Genomic DNA, 15189 nt, shown 5'->3' on the forward strand with positions numbered 1-15189 from the left:
CTACTCCTGGTTTTCGCTGTCATCGGACTGGACCACGGCGAGCAGGGCGCCCACTTCGACCTGCTGACCGACCGTCACATTGAGTTCGGTGAGCACACCCGCGGCGGGCGCGGCGATGGTGTGCTCCATCTTCATCGCCTCCAGCCACAGGATGGGCTGGCCCTTCTCGACCCGGCTGCCCAGCTCCGCACCGAGGCGGATGACCGCGCCCGGCATGGGAGCGAGCAGTGAACCCTCGGCCACCTGATCGGCCGGATCCTCGAAACGCGGCAGGCGGCGCACCGAGACCGGGCCGAGCGGGGAATCCACGGCCACCAGATCGCCGTAGCGGGCGATCTCGAAGCGGCGGCGCACGGCACCGCGCTCACCGGGCACCAGCAGAATCACCAGATCCGGTGTGGCCTCGACCAATTCGAGACCCGGATGGCCCTCGACATCGAGACCGGCGCGCGTGATGCGGTAGCGCACCTCATGCTTACCGCTCACGCGACTCTCGTAGGACTTGGACTGCGGTTGCGACGGCAGATTGCGCCAGCCGCTCGGCACCCCGAAACCGACCTTGGCGTTCCTGCGGTTCGCGGCCGAATCCGCCAGTGCCGCAGCCACAATGGAGAGCTGCTCGGATTCCTCGGACACCAGCGGCGCGGACAGCTTGTCCAGGCCGTGCGTGGCGAAGAAGGCGGTATCGGTGTCACCGGCCAGGAAGGCCGGATGCCGCAGCACCCGCACCAGCAGATCGCGATTGGTCACCAGACCGTGAATCTTGGCGCGTTGCAAGGCCGAAGCCAGGATGTGCGCGGCCTCGTCACGGGTCTCGGCGAACGAGATGACCTTCGACAGCATCGGGTCGTAGTGCACGCCGACCACGGAACCGTCAACCACACCGGTGTCCAGGCGCACGCCCGGTTCGGTCAGCACGGTGAATTCACCCGTGGTGCCCGGGATGTCGAGCTTGTGCACCGGACCGCTCTGCGGCTGCCAATCGTGCGCCGGATCCTCGGCGTACAGGCGCACCTCGATGGAGTGCCCACGCATGCCCGGCTGCGTCGCCGGCAGCGGGCGACCGGCGGCGACCTGCAATTGCAGGCGCACCAGATCCAGGCCGGTGACCTGCTCGGTGACCGGATGTTCCACCTGGAGACGGGTATTCATCTCCAGGAAGAAGAAATCGCCCTTCTCGTCGGCCAGGAATTCGACGGTGCCCGCACCCTCGTAACCGATGGCCTCGGTGGCGAGCTTGGCGGCCTCGAACAGGCGCGCGCGCATCCCGTCGATCTTCTCGACCAGCGGGGACGGGGCCTCTTCGACGACCTTCTGATGGCGGCGCTGAATCGAGCACTCGCGCTCGCCGACCGCCCACACCGTGCCCTGGGTGTCGGCCATGACCTGCACCTCGATATGGCGGCCGGTCTCCAGGTAGCGCTCACAGAACACGGTCGGATCACCGAACGCCGATTCCGCCTCGCGCCGTGCGCCTTCCAGCTGTTCGGTGAGGTCGGCGAGATCGCGCACCACGCGCATACCGCGCCCGCCGCCGCCCGAGGACGCCTTGATGAGCACCGGCAGCATATCCGCGGTGACCTCGGCCGGATCGAGCTCGGCCAGCACCGGGACACCGGCGGCGTCCATCATCTTCTTGGACTCGACCTTGGAGCCCATCTGCTCGATGGCGGCGACCGGCGGGCCGATCCAGGTCAGACCGGCTTCCAGTACGGCGCGCGCGAATTCGGCGTTCTCGGAGAGGAATCCGTAGCCGGGGTGGATGGCGTCCGCACCGGCGGCCAGCGCGGCCTCGATGATCAGTTCACCGCGCAGGTAGGTCTCACCAGGAGTGTTTCCGGGCAGTCGAATGGCCGAATCCGCTTCCGCCACATGCGGTGCGGCGGCGTCGGCGTCGGAATACACGGCGGTGGTGGCGATTCCCATGCGGCGGCACGTGGCGAATACGCGCCGCGCGATCTCACCGCGGTTCGCGACCAGAACGTTCGTTATGTCCATACCGGCACTCACATTCGGAAGACGCCGAAGCCCTCGGCGCCCTTGATCGGGGCATTGTGGATGGCGGACAACGCCATTCCCAATACCGTGCGGGTGTCGCGCGGGTCGATGACGCCGTCGTCGTACAGGCGGCCCGACATGAACATGGGCAGCGATTCGGCCTCGATCTGCGCCTCGATCATGGCGCGGATACCGGCGTCGGCCTCCTCGTTGAACGGAATGCCCTTGGCCTCATTGGCGGCCCGGCCCACGATGGAGATGACGCCCGCCAGCTGCGCACCGCCCATGACGGCGGATTTGGCGCTGGGCCAGGCGAATACGAAGCGCGGATCGTACGCGCGACCGCACATGCCGTAGTGCCCTGCGCCGTAGGACGCGCCCATGAGCAGCGAGATATGCGGGACCTTGGAGTTCGACACCGCGTTGATCATCATCGCGCCGTGCTTGATGATGCCCTTCTGCTCGTACTCCTTGCCGACCATGTAGCCGGTGGTGTTGTGCAGGAACAGCAGTGGCGTGTTCTTCTGATTGGCCAGCTGGATGAACTGCGCGGCCTTCTGCGCTTCCTCGGAGAACAGCACGCCGCGCGCATTGGCGAGAATGCCGACCGGGTAGCCGTGCAGTTCGGCCCAGCCGGTGACCAGGCTGGAGCCGTACAGCGGTTTGAACTCGTCGAAATCGGAGCCGTCGACCACGCGGGCGATGACCTCGCGCGGATCGAACGGGATCTTCAGATCCGTCGGCACGATGCCGACCAGCTCTTCCTGATCGAACAGCGGCTCGATCACCTCGGCGACCGGACGCGGAGCCGGACCCTGCTTCTGCCAGTTCAGGCGGCGAATAATGGAGCGGCCCAGGCGAATAGCGTCCTGCTCGTCGGCGGCAAGGTAGTCCGCCAGACCCGAGACGCGGGCGTGCATCTCCGCACCGCCGAGCGATTCGTCATCGGATTCCTCACCGGTCGCCATCTTCACCAGCGGCGGACCGCCCAGGAACACCTTGGAACGCTCCTTGATCATGACCGTGTAATCGGACATGCCCGGGATGTACGCGCCACCGGCGGTGGAATTACCGAAAACCAGTGCGATGGTGGGGATTCCGGCCGCCGACAAACGGGTGAGATCGCGGAACATGCGACCGCCCGGAACGAAGACCTCTTTCTGCGTCGGCAGATCCGCGCCACCGGACTCCACCAGGCCGATGACCGGGAGCCGGTTCTCCAGCGCGATATCGTTCATGCGCAGGTTCTTGCGCAGCGTCCACGGGTTCGAGGTGCCGCCGCGCACGGTCGGATCCGGTGCGACGATCATGCATTCGACGCCCTCGACAATGCCGATACCGGCGATGACGCTCGCGCCCACGTGGAAGTCGCTGCCCCAGGCGGCCAGCGGGGCCAGCTCCAGGAACGGTGAATCCTCGTCGATGAGCAGTTCGATGCGCTCGCGCGCGGTCAGCTTGCCGCGCTTGCGATGTCGCGCCATCTTGTCCGGGCCGCCGCCCGCGACATTCTTGGCGTATTCGGCCTCGACCTCGCCGAGCTTGGTCGCCATGGCCTCGGCGGCGGCCTGATAGTCCGCCGACTTCGGGTCTACGGTGCTGCGCAGAATGCTCAAGACTGGAACCCCAATCGCTTTGCCGCCAGGGCGGTCAGGATCTCATTGGTGCCGCCGCCGATACCGAGAATGCGCACATCGCGGTACTGGCGCTCGACCTCGGACTCGCGCATGTAGCCGAGCCCGCCGAACAGCTGAACCGCCTGGTGCGCAACCCATTCCGCGGTCTCGACGGCGGTGTTCTTGGCGAAGCACACCTCGGCGATGAGATCGGTCTCGCCCTGTGCGGCGCGCTCGGCGATATGCCGGGTGTAGACGCGGGCCACATCGATGCGGCGCGCCATCTCCGACAGCGTGTTCTGCACGGACTGGCGGCTGATCAGCGGGCGGCCGAAGGTCTCCCGGTCGCGGGTCCACTGGAGGGTCAGGTCCAGGCAGCGCTGCGCCTGCGCGTACGCCTGGACCGCCAGGCCGACGCGCTCGCTCACGAAAGCACTTGCGATCTGGGCGAATCCGGAGTTCTCCGCACCGACCAGGTTCGACACCGGTACGCGCACATCGACATACGAGAGTTCGGCGGTATCGGAGGCCAGCCAGCCCATCTTCTCCAACTTGCGGCTGACCGTGAAACCGGGCGTGCCCTTCTCCACGATGAGCAGCGAAACACCGGCCGCGCCACTGCCTCCCGTGCGCACGGCCGTCACGACGTAATCGGCGCGCACACCCGAGGTGATGTAGGTCTTGGAGCCGTTGACGATGAACTCGTCACCGTCGCGCACCGCGGTGGTGCGCAGATGTCCGACATCCGAACCGCCGCCCGGTTCGGTGATGGCGAGCGAACCGATCTTCTCGCCCGCCAGGGTCGGCTTGGCGAAACGCTCGATATGGTCGGCGTTCCCCGAGGCGATAATGTGCGGCACCGCGATACCGCAGGTGAACAGCGAGGCGAACAGACCACCCGAACCGCCCGCGTAATGCATTTCCTCGCACACGATGGCGGCGTCGATGGGATCGCCGTCCGAACCGCCGCCCGATTCCGGGAACTGGATGCCCAGCAGGCCCAGCGCGCCCGCCTTCTTGTGCAGTTCGCGCGGGATCTCACCGTCCCGCTCCCAGCCGTCCAGATACGGGAGCACCTCGCGCTCGGCGAATCCGCGCACGGTGGCACGCAATTCGCGCCGCTCCGGCGTCTCCCAGGGGTTCACGTAGGTCGTGCTCATGGCAGCAGCTCCACAGGAATTTCGATGTGCCGAGCCCGAAGCCATTCCCCGAGCCCCTTGGCCTGCGGATCGAAACGCGCCTGATAGGCCACGCCCTCCCCGAGCAGACCCTCGACAATGAAGTTGATCGCGCGCAGATTCGGCAGCACGTGCCGGGTGACCGGCAGTTTCGCGGTTTCCGGCAGCAGCAGGCGCAGCTCGTCCACGGTGAGCGCGTGCACCAGCCAGCGCCACTGCTCATCGGTGCGCACCCAGACGCCGATATTGGCATTGCCGCCCTTATCGCCACTGCGCGCCAGCGCGATGGTGCCGAGCGGGACGCGCTTGGTCTCACCCCGCGGAAGCGGCTGCGGCAGTGCGGGTTCGGGCACCTCGGCCAGTTCCAGGGTTTCCCCCGCGGGCGCGATGTCCACCGTGCCGCCATCGGGCAGCACCGCGATATGCGGAACTTCCTTCGCATCCACGTAGCCCGGTGTAAATACGCCGTACGGGCCGCCGTTTCCGGGCGGGGCCGTCAGCGAGAAGCCCGCGTAGCTGGCCAGGGCCAATTCCACTGCCACGCTGGAGAATCCGCGCCCCACCTTGTTCGGGTCCGGATCGCGCACCACACAGCGCAGCAGCGCGCTGGCCTGCTCCTCGGTCTCGGCGTCCGGCCGGTCCAGGCGGGCCAGGGTCCAGTCCAGTTCGGCGGGCCGCACCGGCAGCCAGGCTTCCAGCTGTCGTTGCGCCAGTTCGGCTTTGGCCTCGATATCCAGGCCGGTGACGATGAACTCCATCTCATTGCGGAAACCGCCGATGGTGTTCAGCGAGACCTTGGTGCGCGGCGGCGGCGCTTCACCCTTCACACCGCTGATGAGCACCCGATCCGGGCCGTCCTGGGAGAGTTCGATGGTGTCCAGGCGCGTGGTCACGTCCGGTCCGGCGTAGCGCGCGCTCTGGATCTCGTACATGAGCTGGGCTTCGACGGTGTCCACGGTGACCGCGCCGCCGGTGCCGTCATGCTTGGTGATGACACTGCTGCCGTCGCGGCGCACCTCGGCGAGCGGGAAGCCCGGCCGGTTCAGATCCGCGATCTCGGTGAAGAAGGCGAAATTGCCGCCGGTGGCCTGGGTGCTGCATTCGATGACGTGCCCCGCCACCACCGCGCCCGCCAGCGCGTCGTAATCGGTTCGGCCCCAGCCGAAATGCGCGGCGGCCGGGCCGACCACCAGGGCGGCGTCGGTGACGCGCCCGGTCACCACGATGTCCGCGCCCGCGTTCAGGCTTTCGGCGATACCCCACGCGCCCAGATAGGCATTGGCGGTGAGCGGCGCGCCGAGGCCGAGTTCGCCCGCGCGCGGCAGCAGATCGTCACCGGTCACATACGCGACCTTCGGTGCGAGACCGAGCTTTTCGGCCACCTCGCCGACCCGCTGGGCCAGTCCGGCCGGATTCAATCCGCCCGCGTTGACGACGATCTTCACGCCCTTTTCCAGGGCCAGTCCGAGATTGCTCTCCAGCTGTCGCACAAAGGTTTTGGCGTAGCCGAGATTGGCGTCCTTCATGCGATCCCGGCCCAGGATCAGCATGGTGAGTTCGGCCAGATAATCGCCGGTGAGCACATCGAGCTGCCCGCCCTCGAGCATCTCGCGCATGGCGCTCATCCGGTCCCCGTAGAAGCCGGAGCAGTTGCCGATCCGAATGAGGTCCGGATCGTCGCCGAGCTGACTCATTACTGGGCCTCCCTGTGCACCCGCATGGCGCAGCGCCATCGCTGCGGTCGGTTACAGGGTCACATCGCCCCAGAAAAAAATCAAGCCTGCGTGCTTGTTAATTGGCTGAGAGCTTCGGCCGGAGCCCCCGAGACCGGCCCGAACCCCGCCAGGCACACTATTGCGGTGTCCAAAGACGTCGCCATGATCGTGCTGCTAGCCCTGGCCGGATTCCTCTACGGCGGGGCCTACTCGACCTGGAAGACCGCACGCCCGCTCGCGATCGCACTCGGCGTGGCCGGAGTGCTGGCGACAGCGGGCGCAGTGCTCTATCTCCTCTAGATACCGCCTACTACTCCGCCTCCAGGCGGAAGATGCGCAGATCCTCCGGCACACCGCTGAGCGGGGCCGCGAAAAAGCTGCGCCGATACGGCCGGACACCGAAACCGAGCTCCTCGAGCGTCTCGGGCTTCAGGGACTCCAGCGTCACCGCCGACATCATGGTGTTGCCGTTACCGCCCGCCGCCATCACCCGCGCGGCGATCGTGACATCCACGCCCAGCCAATCGCCGCCGATCTCGCGCGGGGTGCCCGTGTGCAGGCCCATGCGCATCTGCGGGCGATAGCCGTTGACATTCACATTGGTGAGATTCTCCTTGGCCGCCACCGCGGCTCGCACCGCACGATCCGCGGACGGGAACACCGCCATCAGACCGTCACCCATGCGCTTGATGACCTGACCGCCGCGATCGGCGATCGGCGGCTCGATGGCCTTGGCCACCCGGCGCAGCAGTTCCAGGGTCTGTTCGTCACCGGCGGCCAGCGACCAACTGGAGAAGGCCACCAGATCGGTGAACATGATGGTGATCTCCTGGGTGCCGCGCCCCTTGCCGACGCGCTCCAGCATGGCCTGCCAGACCTGCAACGCGCCCAGGCCCAATTCGCGTGCGGCACTGGGTGAATCGCCGACCAGTTTGTCCGCGGCGCGGGCGACGGCACGGGCACCGCCCGGACCGGAAACCGAGAGCGGATCACCGAAAGCCGGGTCACCGGGCAGGTTTTCGCGGGCCTTGCGGACCAGGCCGATCAGATCACCGCGCTGATTCGCGGCATTGACCAGTGCCGAAAGCTGCCCGCTCGGGAAGCGGCGGCGGCCGTTCGCGGCGTCGGTGTCGTCGAGGGAATCATCGACCGATTCGGTCGGGACCAGCGGAATCACCACGTCGGGGTCGATGCGGGGTGCGCGCGACTCACGAGCACGGGATCCATTCGCCTCCCGCGACCGCTTGCGATCGGTTCCCAGTCCTTCCGAGCGGGGGGCGTCGGATGCGCGCTCGCCGCCGTCGGAGGGTCGTTCGCTCACGCCCAGAGCGTATCTCAGCGCTTGATCTCCGGATGGATTAATGACTGCCACCTGACACCTTCCGATCGGTCCGAGCGGCCACATCATTGGGCCCGCCGATGTACGAGTGTTTTGGTTGCTGGGCCGATGCTACCCAGCTCCGGAGGGGTCCGCCAGACACTTGCGACCCGATTCGACGGTATTCATACAGTGTTTCCCGGCACACCCGGAGCGAGAGTCCCCCGACCACCGGAAACGACATCGGCCCGATACGGATTTCTCCGTATCGGGCCGATATTCGCCGCCGAACCGGGCAGTGGCCGGCGGCATCCCCGGGCAGGGTCTATGCGTCGCGCTTATTGACTACGAACAGCGCGGCTCCGAAAACGATTCCGACGAACACGGCGAAGTACAGCAGACTGCCCCACGGGCCCCAATGCCAGTTGGAACCGGCCGCGTCCGCACCCGCCGAATAGAAGTGACCGGCGTTCGCGAAAGGCATGAACGCGCCCACATTCCGGCCGAAGCTGCCGAACGCGCTGAGCAGGGTTTCCAGCACGGTCGGCCACAGGATGATCAGCGAGATCGCCGCGGCGCTCTGCCGCACCAGGACGCCGACGCCCACGGCCAGCACCACGGACAGGAAGGCGTAGATCGGGACGCCGTAAATGGCACGGGCGTTATCGGCATTGGACAGCACCAGGGCCGCGCCGCCCTCCGAACCGCTGATCGCCTTTGCCAGCAGGAAGGAAAGCAGGGTCAGCACGCCGATCAGGACCGCGCCGAAGGCGCCGATCAACAGTGCTTTGGTGATCAGGACCTTATCCCGCGCAGGGGTTGCTAGAAATGTGCTGCGAATGGTGCCGAACCGATACTCGCTGGTTATCGCGAGCGCCGCCAAGATCATCAACACCAGTACGCCGAAGCCGCTCACGCCACCCACGACGGTGGTCACGTGCAGGGGCGGGGTATCGGCCTTGGGCGAGCGATTCACCGCTGCCACCAGGGCCGCGAAGCCCAGACCCAGCGCCACGATGATCGCCGAGCACCACCACGGGGACCGGGTCGAGGTGAGTTTGATTCGTTCCGCCGCGAGTACGCCCATCAGAGCGCACCTCCCATCACCTGGTCGAAGCCTTCGCCGTGGTACTCCACCGCACTGCCGGTCATGCGCATGAACGCCTCCTCCAGCGACGCGCGCTGCGGTGACAGCTCGAAGAGCGTTATGTCATTGGAGCCGGCCAGTTTTCCGACCGCGTCCGAGGTGACGCCCGCGACCACCAGGGCCGGGCCGTCATTGTCCGCGCCCGCCTCACGCACCGTCATGCCATTGGAGGTGAGCAGGCCGCGCAATTGATCCAGCTGCGGACTGCGCACGCGCACAGACTGTTCCGACGCCTTCTCGATGAAATCCTTTGTGGTGGTGTCGGCCATCAACTGGCCGCGGCCGATCACGATGAGATGCTCTGCGGTCTGCGCCATTTCGGACAGCAGATGGCTGGAGACCAGCACCGTGCGGCCCTCCGACGCCAGCCGCTGCATGAAACGGCGAATCCACAGAATGCCCTCGGGATCCAGGCCGTTCACCGGCTCGTCGAACAGCAGCACCTTCGGATCACCCAGCAGCGCACCCGCCAGGCCGAGCCGCTGCGACATGCCGAGCGAGAAACCGCCCGCGTTCTTATTGGCCACCTCCGCGAGGCCGACCAGGCGCAGCACCTCCTCCACGCGTGCCGCCGGAATGTCATTGGACGCCGCCAGCCAGCGCAGATGTGCGCGCGCCGAACGATTCGGATGCACCCACTTGGCATCGAGCAGCGCGCCGACCTCGGTCAGCGGACGCTTCAAATCGCGATACGGCCTACCGTCGATGAGCGCGGTACCGGACGTCGGTTCGTCCAACCCCAGAATCATCCGCATGGTGGTCGACTTACCCGCCCCATTCGGGCCGAGAAAGCCGGTCACCAACCCCGGACGAACCGTGAACGACAGATCCGACACCGCGACGGTCTGCCCGTAGTGTTTGGTCAGGCCCCTCAGTTCGATCATGGGGACCAGTCTTCCCGAAGATCCGGTCCCGCACTATCGACCAGAGGTCGCGCGTCCCCTCAACCTCGAGGATGATTCGACCCCCAAGGGGGTCATCCGGGTCAGAGCGCAGGTGAGGAGGCTTGCGCCCAGAAACGTTTCGGGATGCGGCCCGCCTCGCGCGCCAGCCAACCGGCCTGGACGGCGTTCGCCATGGCCGTCGCCATGAGGGCGGGCTTGCGGGCGCGGGTGACCGCGGTGGCGAGCAGGACTGCGGCACAGCCGAGTTCCATCGCCAGGGCGGCATCGCTGGCGGTGCCGATACCCGCGTCCAGAATGACCGGGACGCCCGCGGCGGCCACGATCATCTCGATATTGTGCGGATTGCCGATGCCCAGGCCGGTGCCGATCGGCGAGCCCAGGGGCATGACGGCGGCGCAGCCCGCATCCTCGAGACGGCGCGCGAGCACCGGGTCATCGGTGGTGTACGGCAGCACGGTGAAACCGTCGTCCACCAATTGCTCTGCGGCATCGACCAATTCGATGGCATCCGGGAGCAGGGTGCGCTCGTCCGCGATGACTTCCAGCTTCACCCAATCGGTTTCGAGCGCCTCGCGGCCCAGGCGCGCGGTGAGCACGGCCTCGGCGGCGGTGCGGCAACCCGCGGTATTGGGCAGCGGGGCGATCTCCAGGCGCTTGAGCAGATCCAGCACGCCGGTGCCGCCCGCGGCGTCCACGCGGCGCATGGCGACCGTGGTGAGCTCGGTGCCCGAGGCGATCAGGGCCTCCTCCAGCACCGCGAGATTCTCCGCGCCGCCGGTGCCCATGATGAGCCGCGAACCGAAACTGCGGCCCGCGATCACCAGCGGATCGATGCCGCTAGCCACCCTGCACCGCCGTCAGCACCTCGAGCTCCCAGCCGCGCCCGACCTGCTCATCCCAGCGCGACTTCGGGAACAGCGCGCCGTCCACCGCCACCGCCACGCCCTGACACGGCAGATTCAACTGCTCCAGCACCTGGCGCACCGTCGGGGCCTCGGCGAATTCGTGGTCCTCACCATTGACGGTGATACCGACCGGAACTGCGGTCATCGGACTCCTCCTGAAGAGATGGGGGCGGAAGTGCGGAAGCGTCCCGGATCGGCGGATCGCGCCTCGGGGAGCTGAGCATCGGCGAGCAGGGACAACACTGCGTCAACCGTGACGGGGGTATCGAGAATTCCATTGCGGCCATGCCCCGTCGCCGCGATCACGCGCTCATCGAGATAACCGATGAGCGGCAGATTGTCCGGCGATCCCGGCCGCGAACCCGCGGTGGCCTCGGCGAACTCGTACTCCCCGATACCCGGCAGGATCGCCTCGGCATCGGTGATGAGATCCCGCACGCCCGCCACGGTGACAGCCGTATCGAACCCCTGCTCGTATTGCGTTGCGCCCAGCACGATTCCGTCACTGCGCGGCACCAGATAAATGGGCCGCCCGTGCACGCGAGCGCGAATCACACTCTCCGGCGGCGTCGGCGCGCTGGGCCGCCGCCGCAACCGCAGAATCTCACCCTTCACCGGGCGAACCGGCAGCCCCGGCCACAACTGGGCGGCAGCCGCCCCGGCCGCGAGCACGACCCGATCGTGCGACAGATCCGCGAGCGAGTTCACCTTCTCAGCGCGAAACTCAACGCCACTCGCCGCACAAGCGATGCGCAGCGCGTTCACCAGCGCGCGATTGTCAACGGCGGGTTCGGAATTCGCGAGCAATCCGGCGCGCACGGTACGAGCCAGACCGGGTTCGAGCGCCCGAACGCCACCGCGATCCAACAACCGCAGATGCTCGCCACCGGCCCCGTCTCCCTGCGCGGACATCTCCGGGATATCGCCGGTTCGTGCGGTCGCGGACGTGGACAGTGCACGCGCGCTATCCAACGTGGGCAAGGGCTGGGCATTCACCCAATCAGCGATAGTGCGCAGATCCGCCGCGTCGGCGGTGTCGAGAGCGACCGTGAGCGTGCGCGTCGCGGTGAAGAGTTCGGTAGTCGCATGGACTTGCAGGCGAGCCGCGAACTCAGGCCACCGCGCCAGCGAAGCGGCCCCGAACGCAAGCGCGGCCTCCTCCCCCGGCCACCCCTCCGACAGCGGCGCGAGCATCCCACCCGCCACCCACGAGGCCCCCGACCCACTCGCCGGATCGAACAGCGTGACCGCCCACCCCACCTCGGCGGCACACCATGCCACCGAAAGCCCGATCACACCGCCGCCCACGACGGCCAGAGTCCGCACTACATCCACCTAACTGTGTTCGATTGCGCCGCCTCCGGCGGCGCGGTTCGCGGCCCTCGAAGCCCCGGCGGGCCGCGAATCAGAAGTTCGGCATGGCGGGGCCGGTGTCTTCGAAGGCAACGAGCAGTGGCCCCGCACGCAGGTCACACCGTTCGTTTCGCCTCACCACGGTAGCGCGACTAGCGTCGGGGACGTGCAGCCCTCCCACCCGAACCGGCCCGCCACACCGCGCGAACGCCTGGCCAGCGCACGCCTGTACCTGTGCACGGATGCCCGCCGGGATACCGGCGACCTGGCCGCCTTCGCCGATGCGGCCCTGGCCGGGGGCGTCGACATCATCCAGTTGCGGGATAAGGGGTCGCCCGGGGAGAAGGAGTTCGGGCCGCTCGAGGCCAAGGCCGAACTGGGTGCGCTTGCCGAATTGAAGGCCGCCGCCCGCAGGCACGGGGCACTCGTGGCCTGCAACGACCGCGCGGATATCGGGCTGGCGGCGGGCATCGACGTGCTGCATCTGGGCCAGGGGGATCTGCCGCCCTGGTACGCCCGAAAGATCCTCGGGCCGGATGTGGTGATCGGCCGCTCAACCAATAACCGGGCGCAGGCGGGGCTCGCCGCCATCGACGAGCACATCGACTACTTCTGCACCGGGCCCGTGTACGCCACGCCGACCAAGCCGGGTCGTCAGGCGTCCGGGTTGGAGTTGGTGCGCTCCACCGCCGAATCGCATACCGCGCGGCCCTGGTTCGCCATCGGCGGCATCGACGATCAACGCCTGCCGGAGGTGCTGGCGGCGGGTGCGACCCGAATCGTGGTGGTGCGGGCCATTACCGCAGCCCGCGATCCGGAATCGGCGGCCCGTGCGCTCAAGCAGCAGGTGCTGGACAACCTCGCCAACTGAGCCTCAGCTCAGCGGCACCGGGTCCAGGCGGATCTGGACGCCGTTGAGGTGGGACATGCCCGCCAGGCGTTCGACGTCGGCGGGGTCGGTGGACATGAGGTGGTTGGGGTTGGCTCCGCCGGCGGCGTTGGCTCGATGCCAGCCGCCGTTGTGGCCCCAGCCGTGCGGGATGGCCACCGAGCCTTCGATCATGTCTTCGGTGAGGTGGGCGGTTACCTCTATGGAGCCGTGCGGGGAGGTTACGCGGCAGCGGGATCCGTCCGAGATGCCCGCTACGGCTGCGTCTTTGGGGTTGATGCGGGCGGCTTGGGTGCGGTCGCCGCGCATGAGGAGTTCGGAATTGTGCATCCAGGAGTTGTGGGATTTGAGTTCGCGCATGCCGATCACACGGAGGGGGTAGGACGGGTCGGCGGGGGCGGCGGTCAGGTCGCGGAGTTCGGCGAGGATTTCGGCGGGGGCCAGGTGAACTCGGTTGTCCTTGTGCTGCACCACTTCTCGCAGGACACCGGTCGTGATGGAATCCGCGAGGACCAAGCCGTGCGGGTGGCGGCGGAGCATTTTCAAGCTGAGACCGCCGCGGCGCAGGCCGAAGAGGTCGCCGTAGGGGCCGGTGCGGACGGCCAGATCGACCAGCAGACGCGGGGTGGGGCGGGCCGCGCGCCCGCCGGGTAGACCGCGCAGGCGGCTGAGCAGACCACCGGCGGCCTTGGGGCCGATGACGAAGGGCTGCACGCCGATTCGGGTCGCGATGGCATCGATGATCCGCCATTCCTCGCGGGCCTCGCCGTACGGTTCCAGGACCCGCTCGGTGTACTGCGTGTACGGGGTGGGCGCGAGCGCGGTGAACGGCAGCGGGATGTCATCGCGTTCCAGGAAGGTGGTGGCGGGCAGGATGTAGTCGGCGGTGCGGTTGGTCTCGTTGACGTACAGATCGATGGAGACGTGCAGGTCGAGCTGCGTCATGGCGGCGGCCAGTTCGCGGCCGTTCGGCACCGAGGAGACCGGATTGCCCGCCGAGGTGAACAGGGCGCGGAGCTGTCCGGGGCCGGGGGTGGTGATCTCCTTGGCCATGATGGCGGCGGGGAAGGTGCCAAGCACATCCGGGAAACCGCCTATGCGGGAACGGTTCTTGCCGTATTTGATCAGGCCGAGTTGCGCGTTCAGTTTGGAGACGGCGACCAGTTCCCTGCCGAACACCGAACCGCCGGGCCTGTCCAGATTGCCGGTGACCAGCGCCAGCACATCGATCAGGAATGCGACCAGGGTGGCGTGGCGGCCCAGGCAGGTACCGGTGCGGCCGTACACGGCGGCGGAGTCGGCGCGCGCCAGATCGCGCGCGAGGGCGCGCACGGCATCGGGCTCCAGCCCGGTCACCGGCGCGGTCGCTTCCGGGGTGAATCGCGCTACGGCAGCGCACAATTCGTGCGCACCGGCCGATTGGTGGCGGATCGCGTCCGCGTCTTCCAGACCTTCCGCGAAAATGACCTGGAGCAGGCTCGCGAGCAGCCAGGCGTCGCCGTCGGGACGCACCCCCACATGTTCGAACAGCTGCGCGGTCTCGGTGCGGCGCGGATCGACCACCAGCACCCGCCCGCCGCGTTTGGTGATAGCCGTGAGCTTCTCGCGAATACGCGGCATACTCATCGCACTGCCGTGCGACACAACGGGATTCGCGCCCAGCATGAGCAGGAAATCGGTGCGGTCCAGATCCGGCACCGGTACCGAGGTCAGCGATCCGTACAGCAGTTCGCTGGCGACGAAACGATTGTTGATGTCCTGCGAGCCCGCCGAATACACATGCCGCAATCCGGCCGCGAGCTGAAAACCCACCAGCCACAACGTATGTGAATAGGAGAACGAGGAGGGATTGCCGAAATACCAGCCGAGACTCTCGCGCCCGTGCGCGCCGATGATGGTGCGCAACCGCGCGCCGATATCGTCGAGCGCCTCGTCCCAGGTGACCCGCTCGAACCCATTCCCGGTGCGCCGCAAGGGATACAGCACCCGATCCGGATCATTCTGTATCTCGCTGAACGCGATCCCCTTCGGACATGCGTTCCCCTTCGAGAGCGGATGCGACTTATCGGCGCGCAGTCGCACCAGCCGCCCGTCCTCGACGGTAGCGATCAGTCCGCAGAGTGGTTCGCAGATCCGGCAGTACGTGGGAATCTCACGCTCGCTCACGC

The 15189-nt window shown here is 67.4% G+C and carries 13 protein-coding genes; 2 read left to right on the forward strand and 11 right to left on the reverse strand.

From position 1 onward, the window contains the following. From ACFC4D_RS42790 to ACFC4D_RS42805, 4 genes are read right to left on the reverse strand one after another with little or no spacing between them, the layout of a single operon-like run. Window positions 1-1998, reverse strand: coding sequence for an acetyl/propionyl/methylcrotonyl-CoA carboxylase subunit alpha (locus ACFC4D_RS42790; RefSeq protein ID WP_376072200.1), 1998 nt, complete (start codon window positions 1996-1998; stop codon window positions 1-3). A gap of 8 nt (window positions 1999-2006) precedes the next feature. Further along, window positions 2007-3611 carry an acyl-CoA carboxylase subunit beta gene (locus ACFC4D_RS42795; protein ID WP_376072202.1) on the reverse strand — a complete coding sequence of 535 codons (1605 nt, stop codon included), beginning with the start codon at window positions 3609-3611 and terminating at the stop codon, window positions 2007-2009. Continuing rightward, window positions 3608-4756, reverse strand: a complete 1149-nt coding sequence (locus tag ACFC4D_RS42800; protein WP_364649845.1) for an acyl-CoA dehydrogenase family protein — start codon at window positions 4754-4756, stop codon at window positions 3608-3610. Before ACFC4D_RS42800 ends, ACFC4D_RS42795 begins: the two co-directional genes overlap by 4 nt. Before the next feature lie 11 nt (window positions 4757-4767). Beyond that, entirely contained in the window at window positions 4768-6483 is a 1716-nt protein-coding gene (locus ACFC4D_RS42805) for an acyclic terpene utilization AtuA family protein (protein WP_376072205.1), read from the reverse strand. 165 nt (window positions 6484-6648) lie between these two features. Between ACFC4D_RS42805 and ACFC4D_RS42810 the strand changes: the two genes are divergently transcribed. Next, window positions 6649-6804, forward strand: a complete 156-nt coding sequence (locus ACFC4D_RS42810) for a hypothetical protein (RefSeq protein WP_364649725.1) — start codon at window positions 6649-6651, stop codon at window positions 6802-6804. A 10-nt stretch (window positions 6805-6814) separates the two neighbouring features. On the opposite strand, the gene ACFC4D_RS42815 is transcribed toward ACFC4D_RS42810, so the two are convergent. The 6 genes from ACFC4D_RS42815 to ACFC4D_RS42840 form a co-directional block, all read right to left on the reverse strand. Continuing rightward, window positions 6815-7582 (reverse strand): adenylate/guanylate cyclase domain-containing protein, encoded by a 768-nt coding sequence (locus tag ACFC4D_RS42815; RefSeq protein ID WP_364649848.1) that lies wholly within the window; start codon window positions 7580-7582, stop codon window positions 6815-6817. Between the two features lie 565 nt (window positions 7583-8147). Further along, entirely contained in the window at window positions 8148-8909 is a 762-nt protein-coding gene (locus ACFC4D_RS42820; protein WP_364649728.1) for an ABC transporter permease, read from the reverse strand. After that, window positions 8909-9853: an ABC transporter ATP-binding protein gene (locus ACFC4D_RS42825; RefSeq protein ID WP_376072209.1), complete on the reverse strand. Its 945-nt coding sequence runs from the start codon at window positions 9851-9853 to the stop codon at window positions 8909-8911. The genes ACFC4D_RS42820 and ACFC4D_RS42825 overlap by 1 nt, the downstream gene beginning before the upstream one ends. A gap of 101 nt (window positions 9854-9954) precedes the next feature. Next, a complete protein-coding gene (locus tag ACFC4D_RS42830; protein WP_375963724.1) occupies window positions 9955-10707 on the reverse strand; it encodes a thiazole synthase in 753 nt (250 codons plus the stop codon). A 4-nt stretch (window positions 10708-10711) separates the two neighbouring features. Further along, entirely contained in the window at window positions 10712-10924 is a 213-nt protein-coding gene (gene thiS, locus ACFC4D_RS42835; RefSeq protein WP_364649737.1) for a sulfur carrier protein ThiS, read from the reverse strand. Then, entirely contained in the window at window positions 10921-12105 is a 1185-nt protein-coding gene (locus ACFC4D_RS42840; protein ID WP_376072211.1) for an FAD-dependent oxidoreductase, read from the reverse strand. The genes thiS and ACFC4D_RS42840 overlap by 4 nt, the downstream gene beginning before the upstream one ends. A gap of 193 nt (window positions 12106-12298) precedes the next feature. Here ACFC4D_RS42840 and thiE point away from each other — a divergent pair, with 193 nt between their 5' ends. After that, window positions 12299-13003, forward strand: coding sequence for a thiamine phosphate synthase (gene thiE / locus ACFC4D_RS42845; RefSeq protein WP_375960913.1), 705 nt, complete (start codon window positions 12299-12301; stop codon window positions 13001-13003). A gap of 3 nt (window positions 13004-13006) precedes the next feature. On the opposite strand, the gene ACFC4D_RS42850 is transcribed toward thiE, so the two are convergent. Continuing rightward, window positions 13007-15187, reverse strand: coding sequence for a molybdopterin-dependent oxidoreductase (locus ACFC4D_RS42850; protein WP_376072214.1), 2181 nt, complete (start codon window positions 15185-15187; stop codon window positions 13007-13009). Between the last annotated feature and the right edge of the window lie 2 nt (window positions 15188-15189).

The sequence above is a fragment of the Nocardia sp. NPDC056000 genome (assembly GCF_042269265.1).
In the GTDB taxonomy this organism is placed as follows: Bacteria; Actinomycetota; Actinomycetes; order Mycobacteriales; family Mycobacteriaceae; genus Nocardia.